Below are 17251 nucleotides of genomic sequence, written 5' to 3'. Positions count from 1 at the left end.
GACGTGTTTCCCGACTTTAGAAGCCCCAAAGCCTACGTCAGCCTGATTCTGCTGATCGTCATGTTCATCGTGCCCGCCGTGATGGGCACGCCTTTCTGGACCAATCTTTTCGTTCTGCTGTTCGTCTTTTCATCGCTGTCGGTGGCCTGGAACATCGTGGGCGGCTACGCAGGGCAGCTGTCGCTGGGCCATGCCGTGTTCTACGGCATCGGCGGCTATACCGCGACGCTGCTCACGCAGAACTTCGGCATCTCGCCGTGGTTCGGCATGTTGGCGGGCGCGGCGATTTCGGCGGCCGTCGCCATCCTGATCAGCTACCCCACGCTGCGGCTGCGCGGCCCGTTCTTCGCGCTGGCCACCATCGCCATTCTTGAAGTGGTGCGGCTGCTGGTCATCCACGAAGAAAGCTGGACGGGCGGTTCTAGCGGTATCAGCCTGCCGCTGAACATCGGCTGGGCGTGGATTGTGTTCCGCGAAAAGCTCAACTACGTGATCATCGCGTTCGGGCTGTTCCTGTTCGTGACGTGGGTGTCCTGGTACGTCCGCAAGTCACGCATCGGCCACTACCTGATCGCCATTCGTGAACGCGAAGACGCAGCGCTGGCCGTGGGCATTCCCACGGTGCGCGTGAAGATCATCGCCGCGGTCGTGTCGGCCATGCTGACCAGCATCATCGGCACGTTCCACATCACCTACCTGACGTTCGTGGACCCGAGCTCGGCGTTCTCGCTGGAGCTGTCGATTCAGGTGGCTATGTTCGCGTTGATTGGCGGCCTGGGCACCGTTGCTGGCCCCATCGCGGGCACCTTCCTGGTGCTGCCAATTGCTGAGCTTGCACGCGGCTGGCTGTCGAGCGTGGGCAACGGCATGCACGGGCTGATCTACGGCCTGATTCTGGTGGCCGTAGTGCTGACCATTCCGCGTGGTCTGGCCGGCGCGTTCGGCCCTGCCATTGAACGCATGCTGGCGCGTCTGCCTTACCTGGGCACGCCGCGCAAGAAGCTGAAATTGGCTGACGAACTGCGCATGCATAACGCCACGCGCGTCGAGCAACCGGTGCTGAAGGCCGACAAGCTGTTCAAGAGTTTTGGCGGCCTGCGCGCCACCAACGACGTGTCGCTGACGCTGAACCAGAACGAAATCCTGGGCATGATCGGGCCGAACGGCGCGGGCAAGACCACGGTGTTCAATCTGCTGTCGGGCTTTTTGTCGCCCGACAAGGGCGGCATTTCGATGCTGGATGCGGACGGCAATTGGGTCACGTGCAAGACGCCGGACGAGTTCGCGCACAAGGGGCTGGGCCGCACGTTCCAGATCGCCAAGCCGTTCACGGGCCTGACGGTGCTTGAGAACATCATGCTGGGCGCTTTCATCCGCACGTCCAGCCGCGACGAGGCCGAGCAGATTGCGCTGAAGGTGGCCGAGCAGACGGACTTGGTCAAGTACTTGAACACCGAGGCGCGCAGCCTGACGGTGGGTGGCATGAAGCGTCTGGAGATTGCCCGCGCGCTGGCCATCAAGCCGCGCATTCTGTTGCTGGACGAAGTGATGGCGGGGCTGAATCCCACCGACATTGAAAAGTCGATCCAGATGATTCGCCGCATCCGAGATTCGGGCGTGTCGGTGCTGCTGATCGAACACATGATGCAGGCCACGATGGCGCTGTCCGACCGCATCATCGTCCTGAACGAAGGCGCCGTGCTGGTCAGCGGCGCGCCGAAGGACGTGGTCGAGAACCCCGCCGTCATCGAGGCCTATTTGGGCAAGGAGTACCAGGATGCTTAAGGTGTCGAATCTGTCGTCGGGCTATGGCAAGAGCCAGGTGCTCAACGGCCTGAACTTCGAGGTCAACGCGGGCGAAATCGTGACCCTGATCGGCGCCAACGGCGCGGGCAAGACCACGACGCTGAAGACGCTGTGCGGCGTGATTCCCGCCATGCAGGGCAAGGTCGAGTTCGAAGGCCATGACCTGACCAACCGCAACCCCTACGACATCGTGGACGCCGGGATCACCATGATTCCCGAAGGCCGCCAGTTGTTCCCGCACTTCACGGTGAAAGATAACCTGTTGATGGGGTCGTACAAGCGCGCCGCGCGGCCGATCGTGCAACGCAAGCTGGACGAAGTGCTGCGCATTTTTCCGCGCGTGAAGGAACGCCTGTCGCAATACGCCGGCTCGTTGTCGGGCGGTGAGCAGCAGATGGTGGCCATTGCGCGCGGCATGATGGCGGACCCCAAGCTATTGGTGTTCGATGAACCTTCGCTAGGCCTGTCGCCGCTCTTGGTGCAGCAGATGTTCGACATCATCCGCAACGTCACGTCCCATGGCGTGACGGTGCTGCTGGTGGAACAGAACGTGTTCCGCACCTTGCGGCTGGCCGACCGCGGCTATGTGCTGGAGAACGGCGCCATCGTGCGCACCGGCACTGGCGCCGAGCTGCTTAGCGACCCCCACGTAAAGAAGGCCTATCTGGGCCATTGAAGATCAGGATTCCCTTATGTCCTTACGCTGCACATTCATCGACCATGGCAAGGGCGGCGCGCCCGACTGCATGCACATCGCCGAACGCGACATGGACGCGCCCACCGGCCGCCAGGTGCTGATCGAAGTGGCTTATGCCGGGGTCAACCGCCCCGACGTGCTGCAACGCTCGGGTTCGTACCCGCCGCCCCCGGGCGCATCGCCCTATCTGGGGCTGGAAGTCTCCGGCACCGTCATCGCCGTGGGTCCTGACGTGACCGCCTGGAAAGTGGGCGACGCCGTCTGCGCGTTAACGCCAGGCGGCGGTTACGCGCAGTACTGCCTGGCCGACGAGCGCCATTGCCTGCCGGTGCCGCGCGGCATGGACATGCTGTCCGCTGCCGCCATCCCCGAAAACTACTTCACCGTCTGGACCAATGTGTTCGACCGCGCCCGCTTGTCGGCCGGCGAAAAATTCCTGGTGCACGGCGGCTCCAGCGGTATCGGGCTGACGGCCATTCAACTGGCGCGCGCCTTCGGCGCAGAAATCTGGACGACGGTTGGCAACCAGGCCAAGGCCGACGCCTGCTTGAAAGCGGGCGCGCACCACGCCCTGCTTTACCGCGATGCGGACTTCGAAGCGGAAATCCGGCTCGCCACCGATGGCGCGGGCGTTGACGTCATTCTGGACATGGTGGGCGGCGCCTACATCAACAAGAACATCCGGTCGCTCGGCATCAACGGCCGGCTGGTGCAGATTGCGTTCCTTGAAGGCAGCAAAGCCGAAATCGATGCGCTGCCCATCATGACGAAGCGGCTGCAGTTCACGGGTTCCACGCTGCGCCCCAGGTCAGATGACGACAAAGGCGCCATCGCGCAATCACTGGCGGAAAAAGTCGTGCCGCTGATGGAGCAAGGCCAGTGCCTGCCGCTGATTCACGAAGTGTTCCCGCTGGCCGAGGCCGCGCGCGCACATGCCTTGATGGAAAGCAGCAAGCACATCGGCAAGATCATGCTGAAGGTGCAGGCATGAGCGGACGCTTTCAGGATCAGGTCGCTATCGTGACCGGCGCTGTGGGCGGCATCGGGTCGGCGATTGTCGAGGGCTTTCTGGCAGAAGGCGGCCGGGTGGGCCTGATTGATTTCAACGCGCAAGGCGGACAAGCCTACGAAAAGACGCTGCGCGAACACGGCCACGACGCCGTTTTCGTGCCGGCAGATGTGGCGCACTTCGACCAATGCCAGGCCGCGTACGACCGCATTACGTCAGAGCTAGGTGCGGCCACGATTCTGGTCAACAACGTCGGCATCTCGCCCAAGACCGAGGGGCGCGCGCTGAAGGTCTGGGAGATGCCGCCCGGCGAATGGAACAACGTGGTCGCGGTGAACCTGAACAGCGTGTTCTACATGACACATCTGGCCACGCCGCACATGGTCAAGCAACGCCAGGGGCGCGTGATCAATATGTCGTCCGTGGCCGGCAAGGCGTATTGCGACATCGTCGCCGCGCATTACGCAGCGACCAAGGCCGGGCTGATCGGCCTGACGCGCCACTGGGCCGCCGAGCTGGGCGAGTTCGACGTCACGGTGAACGGGCTGGCGCCCGGGCGCATCAGCACGCCACTGCTGAAAAGCGTGCCGCAGGAAATCAACGACGCGGTCACGCGCGTGACCGCGTTGCGCCGGCTGGGCACGCCCGAAGAAGTGGCCGATGCCTGCCTGTTCTTCGCGTCCGATCAGGCAAGATTCGTCACCGGCCAGGTACTGGATGTGGCGGGCGGCTGGTTGATGACGTAAGCGCCTTGCCCCAGAAAAAAAGCCCGTTTGCGAAAACGGGCTTTTTCAATGGTGCTGCAACGTCGATGACGCAACAACGGTCAGGCGTCTTGCACACCCAGCCGGTACACCACCGTGTCCAACCGGCTGACGCCCGCGCTCTGGAACTTGGGTTCTTTTTCAAGAATGTCGCGGCGGTCAATGATGGCCGCGGGCGACACGCCGGTGAAGATTGCCTGCACTTCGCTGTCCAGCACCGCAAACGGCGGCCCCGCCATTTCTTCCTGCGGGTAGTCCAGCGTGATCAGCAGCCCCCGGCTGGCCGGCGACAACTGCCCGTAGACGTGCCGCACATAGTCGGCGCGCATGTCTGCAGGCAAGGCGACGAGCGCGGCGCGGTCGTACGCGCCCACGCAATGCGACAGCAGTTGCGCATCCAGCTTGAAGATGTCGCCGCAGATGATCTCGATGTTGCCCGCCACATAGTGCTTGCCGTACACGGATTCATGCGTCACCGGCCGCAGCTCGTTTTCAGTGAAGAACTGGTCCACCGCGAGCTGCGAGAGTTCAACCCCCAGCACCGAATGCCCCTGCGCCGCCAGCCAGACCATGTCCAGCGATTTTCCGCATAACGGCACCAACACCCGTCCACCCTTCGGTACGGCCAACGTGGGCCAATACTTCTGCAAGAGCGGCGTGATTCGGGTTTGATGAAAATGCGTGCGCCCTTCGCGCCAGCGTTCCAACCAGAATTCTGCGTCCATGCTTTGTCTGCTCCTCCTGTGTTTCGGTTGCAAGCTCATCGCTTCTGCCGGGCCGGCCGGGGCCCGGATGCCTTGGCGTAACCAGCGTAGCGGGTATCGCCGCCCGAGCGCTTGATGCCGCGCAAAATCGGACTGGCGCATTGTAGTGCCCGCACGATGGATGACGGCAACCACCGCCCCCGGGTATGCTCTGAAACAGCACGCCCTTGCCCCCCCTAGGAACCGATGCCCGACGCCCAGCACCTCCAGGCCCTGCTCCTTCAGTGCGCGGAAAAACGCGAATCCGCACTGGCGGAGATTTATCGCCTTGCGTCCCCGCATCTGTTTGCGCTGGCCAGACGTATGTTGAGAGACCAGGCCGCTGCGGAAGACGTGCTTCAAGAGTGTTTCGTGTCGATCTGGCGCCAGGCCGGGCAGTACCAGGCCGAGCAGAGCCAGCCCATGACATGGATGACCCGTATCGTTCGCAACCGCTGCATTGACCGCTTGAGGCGCCCCGACCTCCTGGTGCCCGACCCGGACGATACGCTGACCCTAGCCATGGCCGACAACAGCCCCGGCCCGCTAGCCCGACTGGAAGACAGTCAGGAAGGCCGCCGGCTGGCTGATTGCATGGGCCAGCTGGAGGGACCGCAGCGCGTCGCCATCGCCATGGCGTTCTTTGACGACCTGGCTCACCCCGACATTGCAGCGCGCCTGGAAACGCCGTTAGGAACGATCAAGAGCTGGATACGCCGTGGGTTGCAACGGCTGAAAAGGTGCCTGGAATGAATTACCGCCACCCCGAACTGCAAGACCGCCTGGCCGCCGAGTACGTGCTTGGCGGCCTGCGCTCTGGTGCGCGGCGGCGCTTCCAGCAATTGCTGCGCGACGATGCCGGCCTGCGCCGCGCAGTCACCGAATGGGAAGACCGGCTGCTGCCGCTGGCGCTTGCCCTGCCTCCTGAAACGCCGCCGGCCCATGTGTGGAAGGCCATCGCCGCCCGCATTGCGCCCGCGGCCAGCCCGGCCCCGGCCCGCGCCGCGTCGGGTCGCGGTCTTTCATGGTGGCGCACGCTGTCTGCCGGCTTGGCCACGGCCGTCGTGGTGCTGGCCTTCCTGACGCTCAAACCGCCCGCCACGCCGCAAGATGTGCGCACCGTTGCCGTGCTGTCGGGCGAAAAGACGCCGGGCGCGCTGGTCGTGAACACCTTGCCGGACAAGCGCTTGTCCGTGCAGCCCATGCAGGATCTTGTTGCCTTGGCCGATGGCCGCGCGCTGGAACTGTGGGCGATCTCGCCCGGGCAAGCCCCGCGTTCATTGGGCGTGGTGCTGCCCGGCCAGACCACCGTGCTGTCGCCGCGCTTGCCACCGCTGCAAGGCGATACGGTTGCCATCACGCTGGAACCGGAAGGCGGCGCCCCGAATGGCATCCCGACCGGCCCCGTCGTGTTAAGCGGCAAAGTGATCTGATCAGGGTTTGTCCTTAGTGAAATAAGCGCATCCATTCGCAGGCCAGCCGCGTATCTCCTCATGACGGCCACACAAAAGGAGATCGTCATGAAATTGCTAGCCTCGATTGCCATCGCTTGCTCCGCCCTGACCCTGTCGCCCGTGTACGCAGCCGACGTCATGGTGGGTGGACAGCCGATGATGCCCGCCAAGAACATCGTGGCGAACGCCGTGAATTCCGCGGACCACACCACATTGGTTGCAGCCGTGAAAGCGGCGGGCCTGGTCGATACGCTGCAAGGCAAAGGTCCGTTCACGGTGTTCGCACCGACCAACGCCGCCTTCGGCAAGCTGCCTGCCGGCACGGTGGACACGCTGGTCAAGCCTGAAAACAAGGCAACGCTGACCAAGATCCTGACCTATCACGTTGTGCCTGGAAAGCTGGACTTCGACGCGCTGGCCGCCAAGATCAAGAAGGGTGGCGGCAAGACCGACCTGACCACCGCCAGCGGCGGCAAGCTGTGGGTGATGATGAACGGCAAACACAACCTGACCTTGAACGACGAAAAGGGCGGCGTGTCCACCATCAGCACGTATGACGTCTACCAGTCCAATGGCGTTATCCACGTCATTGATACGGTGCTGATGCCGCAGTGATCGTTGCGGCCTTGCGCCGCGCCACGTGATGAAGCGCCCGGCCTATGTGCCGGGCCTTTTCGCTACTGGCCGGGCTTACGGTATCGTAGGAGCCAAATTTGCCTCCCCTTCCTCATCCGGAACCGCCGACCCCATGCTTGCGATCCTGCGCCGCCGTCTGCTGCCCTTTCTGCTGTGCTCACCGCTGCTGATCCTGGCGTTGCCCGCCGCCCACGCACAAAGTGCAGCGCAGCTGGACCATGCTTATCAATCGGAACTCCAGGCGGAGAACGACGCCCTGCGTGCGCGCATCCAGCAGTTGCCCCCCGCCATGCAGGAATTGAACACGCAAATCGCGGCCGCGTTGCGCGCCGGCAATCGCCCGGAAGCGCAGCGTGTCGCCGAAGAGATGGCGCGACAAGATCCCCGCAATGCGGATGTGCGGCTGTTCCTGGGCAAGCTTCACGCCCAGCAGGGCGACCTGCCCGCCGCGCAAGACCTGTTCGACCAGGCCATCAAGCTGAACCCCGACAATAAATGGGCCTACGTGAACAAGGCCGGCACGCAGGCCGAACGTTCTGACCTGCCCAACGCGCTGGCGACCTCCCGTGAACTGACGACACGCTTTCCCGGCTGGAGCATTGGCTACAACTTGCAGGCATCGTTGCTGGATGCCATGAACCGCGAAAGCGAAGCGCTGGACGCTTATCAAAAAGCCGTGCGCGCCGAACCCGCCAGTGCGCTGATCCTGACGAATCAGGGTAATTTGCTGCGCCGCGTGGGGCGGTTGACCGATGCGCGCCTGTCCTATGAAGATGCATTGCGAATTCAGCCGGGCTATACGCTAGCCAAATCCGCACTGGCTGATTTGCCGAATTCACCGGAGAAACAATGATGAAGCGCCGTCCACTGCTTGCGGGTCTGAGTTTGGGCTGGCTATTGACCGCGCCGTTGCGCGCACTAGCCGCCACCGACCGCAAGCCGATCATCCGGCAGGTGTTTGCCACGCCGGCCGACGCCATCCCGATGTCTTCCCAACACGCGGCCCTGATACGGTTGCTGCGCGTGCTGTGGATGCCCATCGAATCCGGCGCACCGGGCATCGATTTCGAACAACCGCTGCTAGGCGGCCCCGACACGCTGGCCATCGCGCGCCAGGCGTTGAAGACGTCGGATGATGCGATTGCCATCCGGTGCATGGCCGAGGTGTGCCGCTTGGTGCCCGGCTTCGTTGCATCAATGGGCAAACTGGAGCCGGGCCATTACACGCTGCCGGCCGAGATGAAAGAAGCGTTCGACTTTCCCGAAAGCGGTGTCGACGCGCAAGGCGGTTTTACACTGCGCGCCGAACACCTGACGGTGTTGCGCGCGGCCGCCTGGCGCGAAGCGAACCCGCAGCAGCTGGAAGCCGTGCTGCGCGAAGGTGATCGGTACTGGCCCGCGCCCCTGATCGACGGCAAGCGGCCCTATGGCGACGCGAGCTACTACCAGGTCGACATGGCCCGCCTGCTGGGCGAGCCCTACCCGCTGGACGCCAAAGGCTACGCCCTCACCGAGCCGGCCAAGGACGCCCGGCTGAAAAAACTGCATTACGAAACCTACGCCGCGCTACAGGTTTTTCTGGGCCATGCCACCCCGCGCAAAGCGATACGCTGACATTGCCGTTGCCGCTGACGTTGGCGCTGACGTTGCCGCTGCCGTTGCCGCCACAGCTGCCGCGCTAGGCGCGGCGCAGAAAGCTGCGGATGTCGTCCGTGATCGGCACCGCCGCCAGCACCAGCAGCAACAGCGCCAGCGGCCAGGTCGAACCGAAACCAAAGTGGTAGAACGAATACGCGCCCGTCACGCCGCCCACGAAGAACAGCGACACCATCAGGCTCAGCACGATGAGTTTGCCCCGGTCGGCGAGCACGTGCGGCGTGGTCTGCGCATCGCTCTTGGCAACGTTCCAGTAAAACAGCTTGCCCAGTTCAATGCCGATGTCGGTCACCATGCCGGTGACGTGCGTCGTGCGGATCTCGGAGCGCGACACCTTGGTGATCATCGCGTTTTGCAGGCCCATGATGTAGCACAGCAGCATCACGGTGCCTGGCACGTAGAACCAGCGCAGCGTTTCCAGGTTAGCGCCCAGCAGGCCGAATAGCAGCAACAGCACGGCTTCCAGCAGCAGCGGCAGCGCGTATTCGCTGGCCAGGTGCGAGCGCCGTCCGAAATTGATCAGGAACGCGGAGCTGGCCGCACCCGCCAGGAACGACAGCAACGCCGCCACGCCCTGCAACACCACCACCACGCCGCCCAACGCCATGTGGTCGGCCATCATCGAAACGATGCCCGACATGTGCGAGGTGTATTGCTGGACGGCCAAAAAGCCGCCCGCGTTGACCGCGCCGGCGGTAAAGGTCAGGAGGTAGGCAAGATGCCTGTTGGCTTGCGGGCTACGGCTAACCGCCGTCAGTCGGCGCAGATACGGAATGGCCACGCGGTTCCCTTGTCATTGCGACGCGACAGACATTCTAGTCGGGGATGGCGCGTGGCGGCCGGCCAGCGCCAGGCATCGTCATAGCGAAAAATCTCGCAGGTTGGCCACGCGTTCGGCAAGCCCATCCGCGCCAAGGTAATGGCTCAGGTTGCCTGCGCGTACGCGGCGCAGGTCTTCCTGGTAGCTGTTGGCCATGGAATCGCGCACGTCCGCAAACGCGGTGGCGATATCGTCTGCGCAGGCCGCCGCGACAAGACGCGCGGCCTCGGGCGATCCGCAGGCCACGCATCGGGCCACGCCCAACGCATCGGCTTGGGCGCCCTGCGCCAGCAGCCGCTCGACGAGTGCCGCCGAAGGCTTGCGGTCAAAGCGATGGATCGCCGTGGGGCTGACCGCTGCGCCTGCCTGCAGCAAGGCATCGGCGGCGGCGTACGCGTTCTGCATCAGCGCCACATCCACCGGCTTGGCGCTGCCGCGCAAGGGCTGGTCGAAACGCATGCCCTGGTCCGCCAGCTGTCGCACCAGCGCCGCGTCATCGTTGCTTAAGGCGTGCTGCAAGGCCAGGCCGGCCAAGCGCGGCGATTCCATCAACGTGCCGGCCGCAAGCGGACCACGCCAGTCCACCAGCGCGCGCCGGTAATAGGCGACGAGCGCATCGGCCAACGCTTGCGGCATGCCATGGTCCGACACGCGTTCATCCACATATTCCAGCACGCGCACGCCGGGGCTATCCACGTCGTCTTCGGGGTCTGTCTCCAGGCTCAGCGCGGCGAAGGCGGCGAGCAGATCCGGCGCAATGGTTGCAATGCCATCCTGTTGCAGCGCGTGCGTCCAGCCGGGCAGGCCTTGCTTCCAGGCGACGATGCTGCCTGCGCGGGGGCCGGGTTCGGTCGCGACGTAGATGCGGTCGCAGTATTCAAAGCCGCCAATCGGCACATAGCGCAGCGTGCCATTCCAGGTCTCGCCGTCTTCGGCGGCGGCCTCTTCCGCGCACTCTTGTTCGTGTTCGATCCAGCCTTGCAGATCGCGATAGTGGTCGCTGCCGTCATAGAACAGTTCAGACCAGCTCAACGCCTCTTCATTGCCGTCCATTTGCGCGCGCAAGTCGTAGGCAAGTTCGCCGCCGGCAGTCAGGCGCCATAGGTCGCGCAAAGCTTGTGGCAAGGGGCCGGCGCAGGCGGATTCAATTTCCGCAATGCGCGCGTCTGACAAGGGCGGCTGCACCGCAATCAGCACGCGGCCGGCGAACAGTGCAATGCCGTGTTCGCGCAAAACGCGCACATCGTCGGGGGAAAACGGGTCGGTCATCGGGCATCGTCGGTAGTGAAAGCTGCCCTGGATTCTACTAGCCGGCCATCCCATTAAGATGGCCGGCTGAAGCGTCCAGATGACGCCGCCCTTTTTGCTTTTTACGCGGCGCCCGATTCCAGCAGCTGCTTGCGGCGGAACTCGCCCTGGCGCACGTGCATCCAGCCGGGATACTCGGGCGGCAGCGCGCTGACCTTGTCCAGTGCGGCCAGCTCGTCTTGCGTCAGCTTGATGCCCGTAGCGGCCAGGTTGTCGTCCAGCTGGTCCACGCGCTTGGCGCCGATGATGACGCTGGTGACCACTTGCTGATGCAGCAGCCATGCCAGCGCCACTTGCGCAACCGACACGCCACGCTCATCGGCCACGGATTTCAGCGCGTCGATGCTGTCGTAGGCGCGGTCGCGGTCCACGGGCGGGAAGTCGAAAGCGGCGCGGCGGCTGCCGGCTTCGGCCGAACCATCACGGCCATACTTGCCGCTGAGCAAACCGCCCGCAAGCGGGCTCCACACCATCAGGCCGACGCCTTCGCTTTGCAGCATGGGCACGAGTTCGCGCTCCAGGTCGCGGCCCGCGATCGTGTAGTAGGCCTGTAGCGATTCAAATCGCGCCAGCCCCAGGCGTTCGGCAATACCCAGCGCCTTCATGATTTGCCACGCCGCCCAATTCGACACGCCCACATAACGCACATGGCCATGCTGCACCAGATTGTCCAGCGCGCGCACGGTTTCCTCGACAGGCGTCGCGGGGTCGAAGCCATGGATCTGATACAGGTCGATATGGTCCAGCTGCAAGCGTGACAAGCTCTTCTTCACGCTATCCAGAATATGAAAGCGCGAGTTGCCGCGCGCGTTCACCCCGGCGCCGGTCTGGCCGAACACCTTGGTGGCGATGACCACATCGTCGCGCGCCACCTTCAAGTCGCGCAGCGCCTGGCCCGTGATGATTTCCGAGCGGCCTTCGGAATACACATCCGCCGTGTCGATGAAGTTGACGCCCGCATCCAGGGCGCGTCCGACCAGGCGGTTGGCGTCCTCTTGTTGCAGGTTGCCGATCTTGCTCCACAGCTCGCCTTCGCCGCCAAAGGTCATGGTGCCCAGGCACAGTTCCGAGACGAACAGACCGGTACTGCCAAATTTCTTGTATCGCATGATGGGACTCCTTCAGGGGCGTCGCCGGGCCGCGCGCCCCGGGATGGGACGCCGGGCGCCTGCTTGCCGGGGTGCTGACAGTATGCGTCGCCGCCCATCCGATTGCGCTGCTTGATCCTGCCCTTTTTTTGCCTGATTCTCTGGCAGCCGCTTTGCAGGATCAGGCATGCGCCCGATCCTCCAAACTTTTTGCCCATTTCTCCACACCCGGAAAAAGGCGCTGTGCAGCGCGTTCCGGCCGCGCATACACTGGAGCGCATCCACCCCCTGTTGCGCCGCCGGCCCACCCGCGCGGGCGACGCGCCCTTCGGAGCCCACATGCCTATTACTACCGAACGACCGGGAGACTCCGTCAGCGCCGCCGCCCTGGACATCGCCGTCGAACCGGCCCGCCGGGAACTGTTGTGCACGTTGGACCGGATGACGGGCCACTTGGAAGGTTCATTGGATACGCCCATCGAGGGCTTGTATCTGCACCGCCTGTCGCAGCCGACGGGCGCCAAGCCCGGCTTGCAGAAAGCCGCGTTGGCAGTCATTGCCCAGGGGTCCAAGCGCCTGCTGATCGGCGACGAGAGCTTTGAGTACGACCCCTTCCACTATCTGATCTCGTCGGTGGACCTGCCCGTGGTAGCCAAGGTGTCTGTCGCCAGCCCGACCCTGCCCTACCTGGGATTGCGGCTGGATCTGAACCCCGAAGAGATCGCCGAACTGATCAGCGACGAAAACCTGCCGCCGCTGGTGCCCGCCGAAGCGGCGCGGGCGCTGTGCGTGAACCCGCTGGGCGGCTGCCTGCTGGACGTGGTGCTGCGCCTGCTGCGCTTGCTGGACACGCCGCGCGACATCCCCATCCTGGCGCCCATGATCAAGCGCGAGCTGTTGTACCGCCTGCTGATGAACGGCCAGGGCGTGGTGCTGCGCCAGTCGGTGTTGCAAGACAGCCAGTTGAACCGCGTGGCCAAGGCCATTCGCATCCTGCGCGACAACTATGCGCAGCCGCTGCGGGTGGAAGAGATTGCGCGCGACGTGCACATGAGCGTGTCGTCTCTGCATCACCATTTCAAGCAGGCCACCGCCATGAGCCCGCTGCAATACCAGAAGCATCTGCGGCTTCAGGAAGCGCGCCGGCTGATGCTGAGCGATGACGCCGGCGTGGCGCTGGCCGCGCACGCAGTGGGCTACGAGAGCTCATCGCAATTCAGCCGCGAATACAGCCGCTTGTTCGGCACCCCGCCGCTGCGCGACAAGCAGCGCTGGAAGGAAGAGTCAGCCGGCGCAGCCGCCTAGGCCCGTTCGGACCCCTCGCCCCGCCGCTTTCCGCCCGAAGACGCGGGGGCGTTATATGCTCCCCGCTACGTCTTAATTCGGAAACTGCGGGAAGCTCATGCACGACTTGAATGATCTCTACTACTTTGTCCAGGTCGTGAAACATGGGGGCTTTGCCCCCGCCGGCCGCGCGCTGGATATCCCGAAATCCCGCCTTAGCCGCCGCATCGCCCTGTTGGAAGAACGCCTGGGCGTGCGCCTGATCCAGCGGTCCACCCGCACCTTCGCCGTGACCGAGCTGGGGCAGGAATATTTCGACCAGTGCCTGTCGATGCTGGCGGGCGCCGAAGCCGCGCAGGATGTCATCGACCGCACGCACGCCGAACCGCAAGGCACCATCCGCATGAGCGCCCCGCCCGCGCTGATCTATTACTTTCTGGGTGACGTGGTGGCGCGCTTCATGGAAAAGTGCCCCAAGGTGCACGTGTATCTGAAGAGTTTTTCGCGCTCGGTCGACGTGCTGCGCGAAGGCTTTGACCTGGCTGTGCGCGTGCGTTTCGGCCCCATTGAAAGCAGCGACCTGGTGATGAAGCATCTGGGCATGAGCTGCCAGAGCCTGGTCGCCAGCCCGGCTCTTGCGCGCAACTTGCCCCCCAACGCCGACCCCGCGCAGATCAGCCAATTGCCGACCCTGGCGCTGGGCACCGAGCAGCGCGAATGCCTGTGGCGGCTGGATGGCCCTGATGGCCAGCGGCAGAACGTGCCGTTCACGCCCCGGCTTGTCACCGACGACATGCTGGCGTTAAAGCAGGCCACGCTGCGCGGTGTGGGTGCGGCGGCCTTGCCCCTGATGATGATCCATGAAGAACTGGACGCCGGCACGCTCGTGCCGGTGGGCGCGCCCTGGCACCCCGAGCCCGGGGCCGTCCATGCCGTTTTCCCGTCGCGGCGGGGTTTGTTACCTGCGGTGCGCGAACTACTGGATTTCATGAGCGCGGAGTATCGTGAAAACGCCCGGCGCGAAACGCAAACGCAACTGCGCCACGGCATTTCATCCCTGAAGGGAGTGTCCCAATCGTCCGATTTATAGAACGCTGAGACACAATTTCACCCTCTACCGGGGTCATTGGCTTGTATTTAGAATTCTGTTCATGCACTCACCGCGCAACACCGCGCACCAAAACCTGAAGACATAACGGAGCAAACCATGACCAAGCCCTACGTGAAACTGGACAAGAACGAAGCCGCCGTCCTGCTGGTTGACCACCAAGCCGGCCTGCTTTCCCTGGTGCGTGATTTCCAACCGGACCAATTCAAGAACAACGTGCTGGCGCTGGCCGATCTGGCCGAATACTTCAAGCTGCCCACCATCCTGACCACCAGCTTCGAAGACGGCCCCAACGGCCCGCTGGTTCAAGAACTGAAAGACAAATTCCCTGCCGCCCCCTACATCGCCCGCCCCGGCAACATCAACGCCTGGGACAACGAAGACTTCGTGAAGGCCGTCAAGGCCACCGGCAAGAAGCAGCTGATCATCGCTGGCGTGGTCACCGAAGTGTGCGTCGCCTTCCCCGCCCTGTCGGCCCTGGAAGAAGGCTTTGACGTGTTCGTCGTGACGGATGCCTCGGGCACGTTCAACGAAGTCACCCGCAACGCCGCCTGGAGCCGCATGGAGCAGGCCGGCGCCCAGCTGATGTCGTGGTTCGGCGTGGCGTGCGAACTGCATCGCGACTGGCGCAATGACGTGGAAGGCCTGGGTACGCTGTTCGCCAACCACATTCCCGACTACCGCAACCTGATGGCGTCGTACTCGACCAAGGCCGCGAAGTAAGCGGATCTCCCCCCCTACAGGCCGGATGCAAAAATATTTGCATCCGGCCTGCATCCGTTTCGGCCTCCCGCGTGTAGTACCTGTACCGGCGCGCATCGTGCGCGTCGTCTACAGACCTTTCACGTCGCTGGAGACCGCTCATGAAGACCCAACGTTCGAATCGCCTTCCCACCGTTGCCGGCCTGTTCGCCGTGTCGCTCCTTGCCGCTTGCGGCACGATGAGCTCGAAGTCCATGGCTTATTCGCAGGCCAGCCTGCCCGCCAGCGTTCAAGTGCCAGCCGGCAACAAGGTCGCCTGGGAAACCGTGGGCGTGGGCGAGATCACCTACGAATGCCGCGCCAAAGCCGACATGAAGAGCCAGACGGAATGGGTCTTTGCCGGCCCCAAGGCCGTGCTGAATGACCGCCAGGGCAAACAAGTGGGCACGTACTACGGCCCGCCCGCCACGTGGGAGGCCATGGACGGCTCCAAGCTGACCGGCACGCAAGTGGCCGTGGCCCCGGCCGGCGATGGCAACCTGCCCTATCAATTGGTGAAGGCCAACCCCGCCATGGGCGCGGGCGCGCTGACGGGCGTGACCTATATCCAGCGCGTGGCGCTCAAGGGCGGCGTGGCGCCGAAAACGCCCTGCACGCCGGCGACCGTCGGCCAGAAAAGCCAGGTGCCGTACCAGGCCGACTACATTTTCTGGAAGGCGAACTAAGGCGGGGCTGCGCACCCAGATGTCTCTGGCCGCCGGTCAGCCGATCGTATCGGCGGGCCGGCGGCGGGAAAGAGTCCGGTAAGATGGCGCGATTCCTTGCCGCGCGAGCGTCATGCGCGCGGCCGCCTCCTACTGACCTTTCCCTTGCTATCGCATGCCGAATCGCCAGACCCAGGATTTTGATTACGACGCGGCTATCAAGGCGTGCGCGGCCGGCCATCGGCCCGCACTGGAAACCTTGTACCGGCAAGAAGGCCCACGCCTGCTGGGGGTGGCCCAACGACTCCTGCGCGATCGCGCTTGGGCAGAGGACATCGTGCATGACGCCTTCGTCAAGATCTGGAACCAGGCAGGCAGCTTCGACGCATCGCGCGGCTCGGGGCGCGGCTGGCTCTACAGCATCACCCGCAACCTGGCGCTGAACGCGCTGCGCGACACCGCACGCGAAACCGATGTCGACGACGACACCGCTGCGGCGCTTGACGCCCGCGACGCCATCGACGCTTGGCAAGACACCCGCGACGCCTTCGACTGGCGCGCCAGCGCCGGCCAGATCGGCCCTTGCCTGGAACAACTGGAACCCGTGCGCCGCAATTGCGTGTTGCACGCCTATGTGGAAGGGCTGTCGCATAGCGAAATCGCGCAGCGCCTGGGCGCGCCGCTGGGCACCGTCAAGGCCTGGATCAAGCGCAGCCTGCAAGCGCTCAAGGAGTGCCTGGCATGAGCGCCCCGCAAGATTTTCAAGATGACCGCGACGAACTTGCCGGTGAGTATGTGCTGGGCACCTTGTCCGCGGCGCAGCGCCGCGACGTGCAAGCCCGTCTGATGCACGACGCCGCGTTGCGCGAGGCCGTCGCCCGCTGGGAAGACAGGCTGCTGCCCTTGACCAACTTGTCCGAACCCGTTGAGCCTTCCAGCCGCTTGTGGCCGCGCATCCTTCGTACCCTGGACGCGTCCCAAGCCGCCGCGCGCCCCGCCGCGCCGCGCGCGGCCGGACTATGGAACAGCTTGAACTTCTGGCGCAGTCTGGCGGCCGGAGGACTTGCCGCCGTCTTGGTTCTGGGCAGCACCTTGGCCTTGCGCCCCGCCGCCATTCCCGGTGCGCCGCAGTATGTGGTGGTGCTGGTTGCGCCGCAATCGCAGGCGCCCGGCTGGGTGGTGCAAGCGCAGGCTGGCCAGAGCGCGGTGCAACTGGTGCCGATCGCGGCAACCGAAGTGCCGCCTGATCGTGCGCTGGAATTCTGGACCAAGGCAGACGGCTGGGCCGGCCCCGTGTCGCTCGGCCTGATCAAGCCGGGTGAACCGGTCATCATCCCGCTGGATAAGCTGCCGCCGCTGGAACCCAACCAGCTTTTCGAGCTGACGCTTGAGCCCAAGACCGGTTCGCCTATCGGCAAGCCGACGGGTCCGATCCAGTTCATCGGACGCGCGGTGAAGATGCTGTAGGGAAT

General features: G+C 64.2%; 18 protein-coding genes and 1 pseudogene. 15 read left to right on the top strand and 4 right to left on the bottom strand.

The genetic code is table 11. The features are described 5' to 3' along the window. Window positions 1–3: 3 nt before the first annotated feature. Genes HV765_RS26480 through HV765_RS26465 form a run of 4 tightly spaced genes read left to right on the top strand, consistent with a single transcriptional unit; the run spans window position 4 to window position 4258 of the window. Window positions 4–1785 carry a branched-chain amino acid ABC transporter ATP-binding protein/permease gene (locus tag HV765_RS26480; RefSeq protein ID WP_054427904.1) on the top strand — a complete coding sequence of 594 codons (1782 nt, stop codon included), beginning with the start codon at window positions 4–6 and terminating at the stop codon, window positions 1783–1785. After that, complete coding sequence (locus HV765_RS26475; RefSeq protein WP_054427905.1) at window positions 1778–2482, top strand: ABC transporter ATP-binding protein; 705 nt, start codon at window positions 1778–1780, stop codon at window positions 2480–2482. The genes HV765_RS26480 and HV765_RS26475 overlap by 8 nt, the downstream gene beginning before the upstream one ends. A gap of 16 nt (window positions 2483–2498) precedes the next feature. After that, the gene (locus HV765_RS26470) at window positions 2499–3494 is read left to right on the top strand and encodes an NAD(P)H-quinone oxidoreductase (protein WP_175171497.1); all 996 of its coding nucleotides are present in this window, start codon (window positions 2499–2501) and stop codon (window positions 3492–3494) included. Beyond that, window positions 3491–4258 (top strand): SDR family oxidoreductase, encoded by a 768-nt coding sequence (locus tag HV765_RS26465; RefSeq protein ID WP_175171496.1) that lies wholly within the window; start codon window positions 3491–3493, stop codon window positions 4256–4258. Before HV765_RS26470 ends, HV765_RS26465 begins: the two co-directional genes overlap by 4 nt. Before the next feature lie 80 nt (window positions 4259–4338). Here HV765_RS26465 and HV765_RS26460 read toward each other — a convergent pair whose 3' ends face one another. Continuing rightward, window positions 4339–5001 (bottom strand): thiopurine S-methyltransferase, encoded by a 663-nt coding sequence (locus tag HV765_RS26460; protein ID WP_175171495.1) that lies wholly within the window; start codon window positions 4999–5001, stop codon window positions 4339–4341. 225 nt (window positions 5002–5226) lie between these two features. Between HV765_RS26460 and HV765_RS26455 the strand changes: the two genes are divergently transcribed. From HV765_RS26455 to HV765_RS26435, 5 genes are all read left to right on the top strand, one after another. Continuing rightward, complete coding sequence (locus HV765_RS26455) at window positions 5227–5772, top strand: sigma-70 family RNA polymerase sigma factor (RefSeq protein WP_175171494.1); 546 nt, start codon at window positions 5227–5229, stop codon at window positions 5770–5772. Beyond that, complete coding sequence (locus HV765_RS26450; protein WP_175171493.1) at window positions 5769–6452, top strand: anti-sigma factor; 684 nt, start codon at window positions 5769–5771, stop codon at window positions 6450–6452. Before HV765_RS26455 ends, HV765_RS26450 begins: the two co-directional genes overlap by 4 nt. A gap of 87 nt (window positions 6453–6539) precedes the next feature. Then, window positions 6540–7088 carry a fasciclin domain-containing protein gene (locus tag HV765_RS26445; protein ID WP_175171492.1) on the top strand — a complete coding sequence of 183 codons (549 nt, stop codon included), beginning with the start codon at window positions 6540–6542 and terminating at the stop codon, window positions 7086–7088. A gap of 133 nt (window positions 7089–7221) precedes the next feature. Further along, on the top strand, window positions 7222–7962 hold the full coding sequence (locus HV765_RS26440) for a tetratricopeptide repeat protein (RefSeq protein ID WP_175171491.1): 741 nt from the start codon (window positions 7222–7224) through the stop codon (window positions 7960–7962). After that, window positions 7959–8723 carry a hypothetical protein gene (locus tag HV765_RS26435; protein ID WP_338077811.1) on the top strand — a complete coding sequence of 255 codons (765 nt, stop codon included), beginning with the start codon at window positions 7959–7961 and terminating at the stop codon, window positions 8721–8723. Before HV765_RS26440 ends, HV765_RS26435 begins: the two co-directional genes overlap by 4 nt. Before the next feature lie 85 nt (window positions 8724–8808). Here HV765_RS26435 and HV765_RS26430 read toward each other — a convergent pair. The 3 genes and pseudogenes from HV765_RS26430 to HV765_RS26420 all read right to left on the bottom strand — a co-directional run. Further along, a pseudogene (locus HV765_RS26430) lies at window positions 8809–9546 on the bottom strand (YoaK family protein); the annotation flags it as partial. A gap of 78 nt (window positions 9547–9624) precedes the next feature. Next, window positions 9625–10854, bottom strand: coding sequence for an SMI1/KNR4 family protein (locus HV765_RS26425; protein WP_175171490.1), 1230 nt, complete (start codon window positions 10852–10854; stop codon window positions 9625–9627). Between the two features lie 101 nt (window positions 10855–10955). Then, the gene (locus HV765_RS26420; RefSeq protein ID WP_175171489.1) at window positions 10956–12002 is read right to left on the bottom strand and encodes an aldo/keto reductase; all 1047 of its coding nucleotides are present in this window, start codon (window positions 12000–12002) and stop codon (window positions 10956–10958) included. Window positions 12003–12320: 318 nt separating this feature from the next. On the opposite strand from HV765_RS26420, the gene HV765_RS26415 reads away from it, so the two are divergent. The 6 genes from HV765_RS26415 (at window position 12321) to HV765_RS26390 (ending at window position 17246) form a co-directional block, all read left to right on the top strand. Next, window positions 12321–13286 carry an AraC family transcriptional regulator gene (locus HV765_RS26415; protein WP_175171488.1) on the top strand — a complete coding sequence of 322 codons (966 nt, stop codon included), beginning with the start codon at window positions 12321–12323 and terminating at the stop codon, window positions 13284–13286. 97 nt (window positions 13287–13383) lie between these two features. Next, window positions 13384–14355, top strand: a complete 972-nt coding sequence (locus tag HV765_RS26410) for a LysR substrate-binding domain-containing protein (protein ID WP_175171487.1) — start codon at window positions 13384–13386, stop codon at window positions 14353–14355. A 117-nt stretch (window positions 14356–14472) separates the two neighbouring features. Further along, window positions 14473–15096: an isochorismate family cysteine hydrolase YcaC gene (gene ycaC, locus HV765_RS26405; protein WP_054427918.1), complete on the top strand. Its 624-nt coding sequence runs from the start codon at window positions 14473–14475 to the stop codon at window positions 15094–15096. 140 nt (window positions 15097–15236) lie between these two features. After that, window positions 15237–15800 carry a DUF3455 domain-containing protein gene (locus HV765_RS26400; protein WP_054427919.1) on the top strand — a complete coding sequence of 188 codons (564 nt, stop codon included), beginning with the start codon at window positions 15237–15239 and terminating at the stop codon, window positions 15798–15800. Between the two features lie 154 nt (window positions 15801–15954). After that, entirely contained in the window at window positions 15955–16524 is a 570-nt protein-coding gene (locus HV765_RS26395; RefSeq protein ID WP_054427920.1) for a sigma-70 family RNA polymerase sigma factor, read from the top strand. Continuing rightward, window positions 16521–17246 (top strand): anti-sigma factor, encoded by a 726-nt coding sequence (locus HV765_RS26390; RefSeq protein ID WP_175171486.1) that lies wholly within the window; start codon window positions 16521–16523, stop codon window positions 17244–17246. The genes HV765_RS26395 and HV765_RS26390 overlap by 4 nt, the downstream gene beginning before the upstream one ends. The last annotated feature ends 5 nt before the right edge of the window (window positions 17247–17251 follow it).

It is taken from the genome of Achromobacter kerstersii (assembly GCF_902859595.1).
GTDB classification, from domain to species: Bacteria; Pseudomonadota; Gammaproteobacteria; order Burkholderiales; family Burkholderiaceae_B; genus Achromobacter; species Achromobacter kerstersii.
The sequence above is the reverse complement of the archived record's forward strand: the minus strand, read 5'-3'. Positions and strand labels throughout refer to the sequence as shown.

Coding starts and splice junctions, on each gene's coding strand:
- HV765_RS26390 (WP_175171486.1), top strand. CDS start 16,521: ATGAGCGCCCCGCAAGATTTTCAAGATGACCGCGACGAACTTGCCGGT.
- HV765_RS26435 (WP_338077811.1), top strand. CDS start 7,959: ATGATGAAGCGCCGTCCACTGCTTGCGGGTCTGAGTTTGGGCTGGCTA.
- HV765_RS26450 (WP_175171493.1), top strand. CDS start 5,769: ATGAATTACCGCCACCCCGAACTGCAAGACCGCCTGGCCGCCGAGTAC.
- HV765_RS26395 (WP_054427920.1), top strand. CDS start 15,955: ATGCCGAATCGCCAGACCCAGGATTTTGATTACGACGCGGCTATCAAG.
- HV765_RS26445 (WP_175171492.1), top strand. CDS start 6,540: ATGAAATTGCTAGCCTCGATTGCCATCGCTTGCTCCGCCCTGACCCTG.
- HV765_RS26440 (WP_175171491.1), top strand. CDS start 7,222: ATGCTTGCGATCCTGCGCCGCCGTCTGCTGCCCTTTCTGCTGTGCTCA.
- HV765_RS26415 (WP_175171488.1), top strand. CDS start 12,321: ATGCCTATTACTACCGAACGACCGGGAGACTCCGTCAGCGCCGCCGCC.
- HV765_RS26420 (WP_175171489.1), bottom strand. CDS start 12,002: ATGCGATACAAGAAATTTGGCAGTACCGGTCTGTTCGTCTCGGAACTG.
- HV765_RS26400 (WP_054427919.1), top strand. CDS start 15,237: ATGAAGACCCAACGTTCGAATCGCCTTCCCACCGTTGCCGGCCTGTTC.
- HV765_RS26470 (WP_175171497.1), top strand. CDS start 2,499: ATGTCCTTACGCTGCACATTCATCGACCATGGCAAGGGCGGCGCGCCC.
- HV765_RS26460 (WP_175171495.1), bottom strand. CDS start 5,001: ATGGACGCAGAATTCTGGTTGGAACGCTGGCGCGAAGGGCGCACGCAT.
- HV765_RS26425 (WP_175171490.1), bottom strand. CDS start 10,854: ATGACCGACCCGTTTTCCCCCGACGATGTGCGCGTTTTGCGCGAACAC.
- HV765_RS26475 (WP_054427905.1), top strand. CDS start 1,778: ATGCTTAAGGTGTCGAATCTGTCGTCGGGCTATGGCAAGAGCCAGGTG.
- ycaC (WP_054427918.1), top strand. CDS start 14,473: ATGACCAAGCCCTACGTGAAACTGGACAAGAACGAAGCCGCCGTCCTG.
- HV765_RS26455 (WP_175171494.1), top strand. CDS start 5,227: ATGCCCGACGCCCAGCACCTCCAGGCCCTGCTCCTTCAGTGCGCGGAA.
- HV765_RS26410 (WP_175171487.1), top strand. CDS start 13,384: ATGCACGACTTGAATGATCTCTACTACTTTGTCCAGGTCGTGAAACAT.
- HV765_RS26465 (WP_175171496.1), top strand. CDS start 3,491: ATGAGCGGACGCTTTCAGGATCAGGTCGCTATCGTGACCGGCGCTGTG.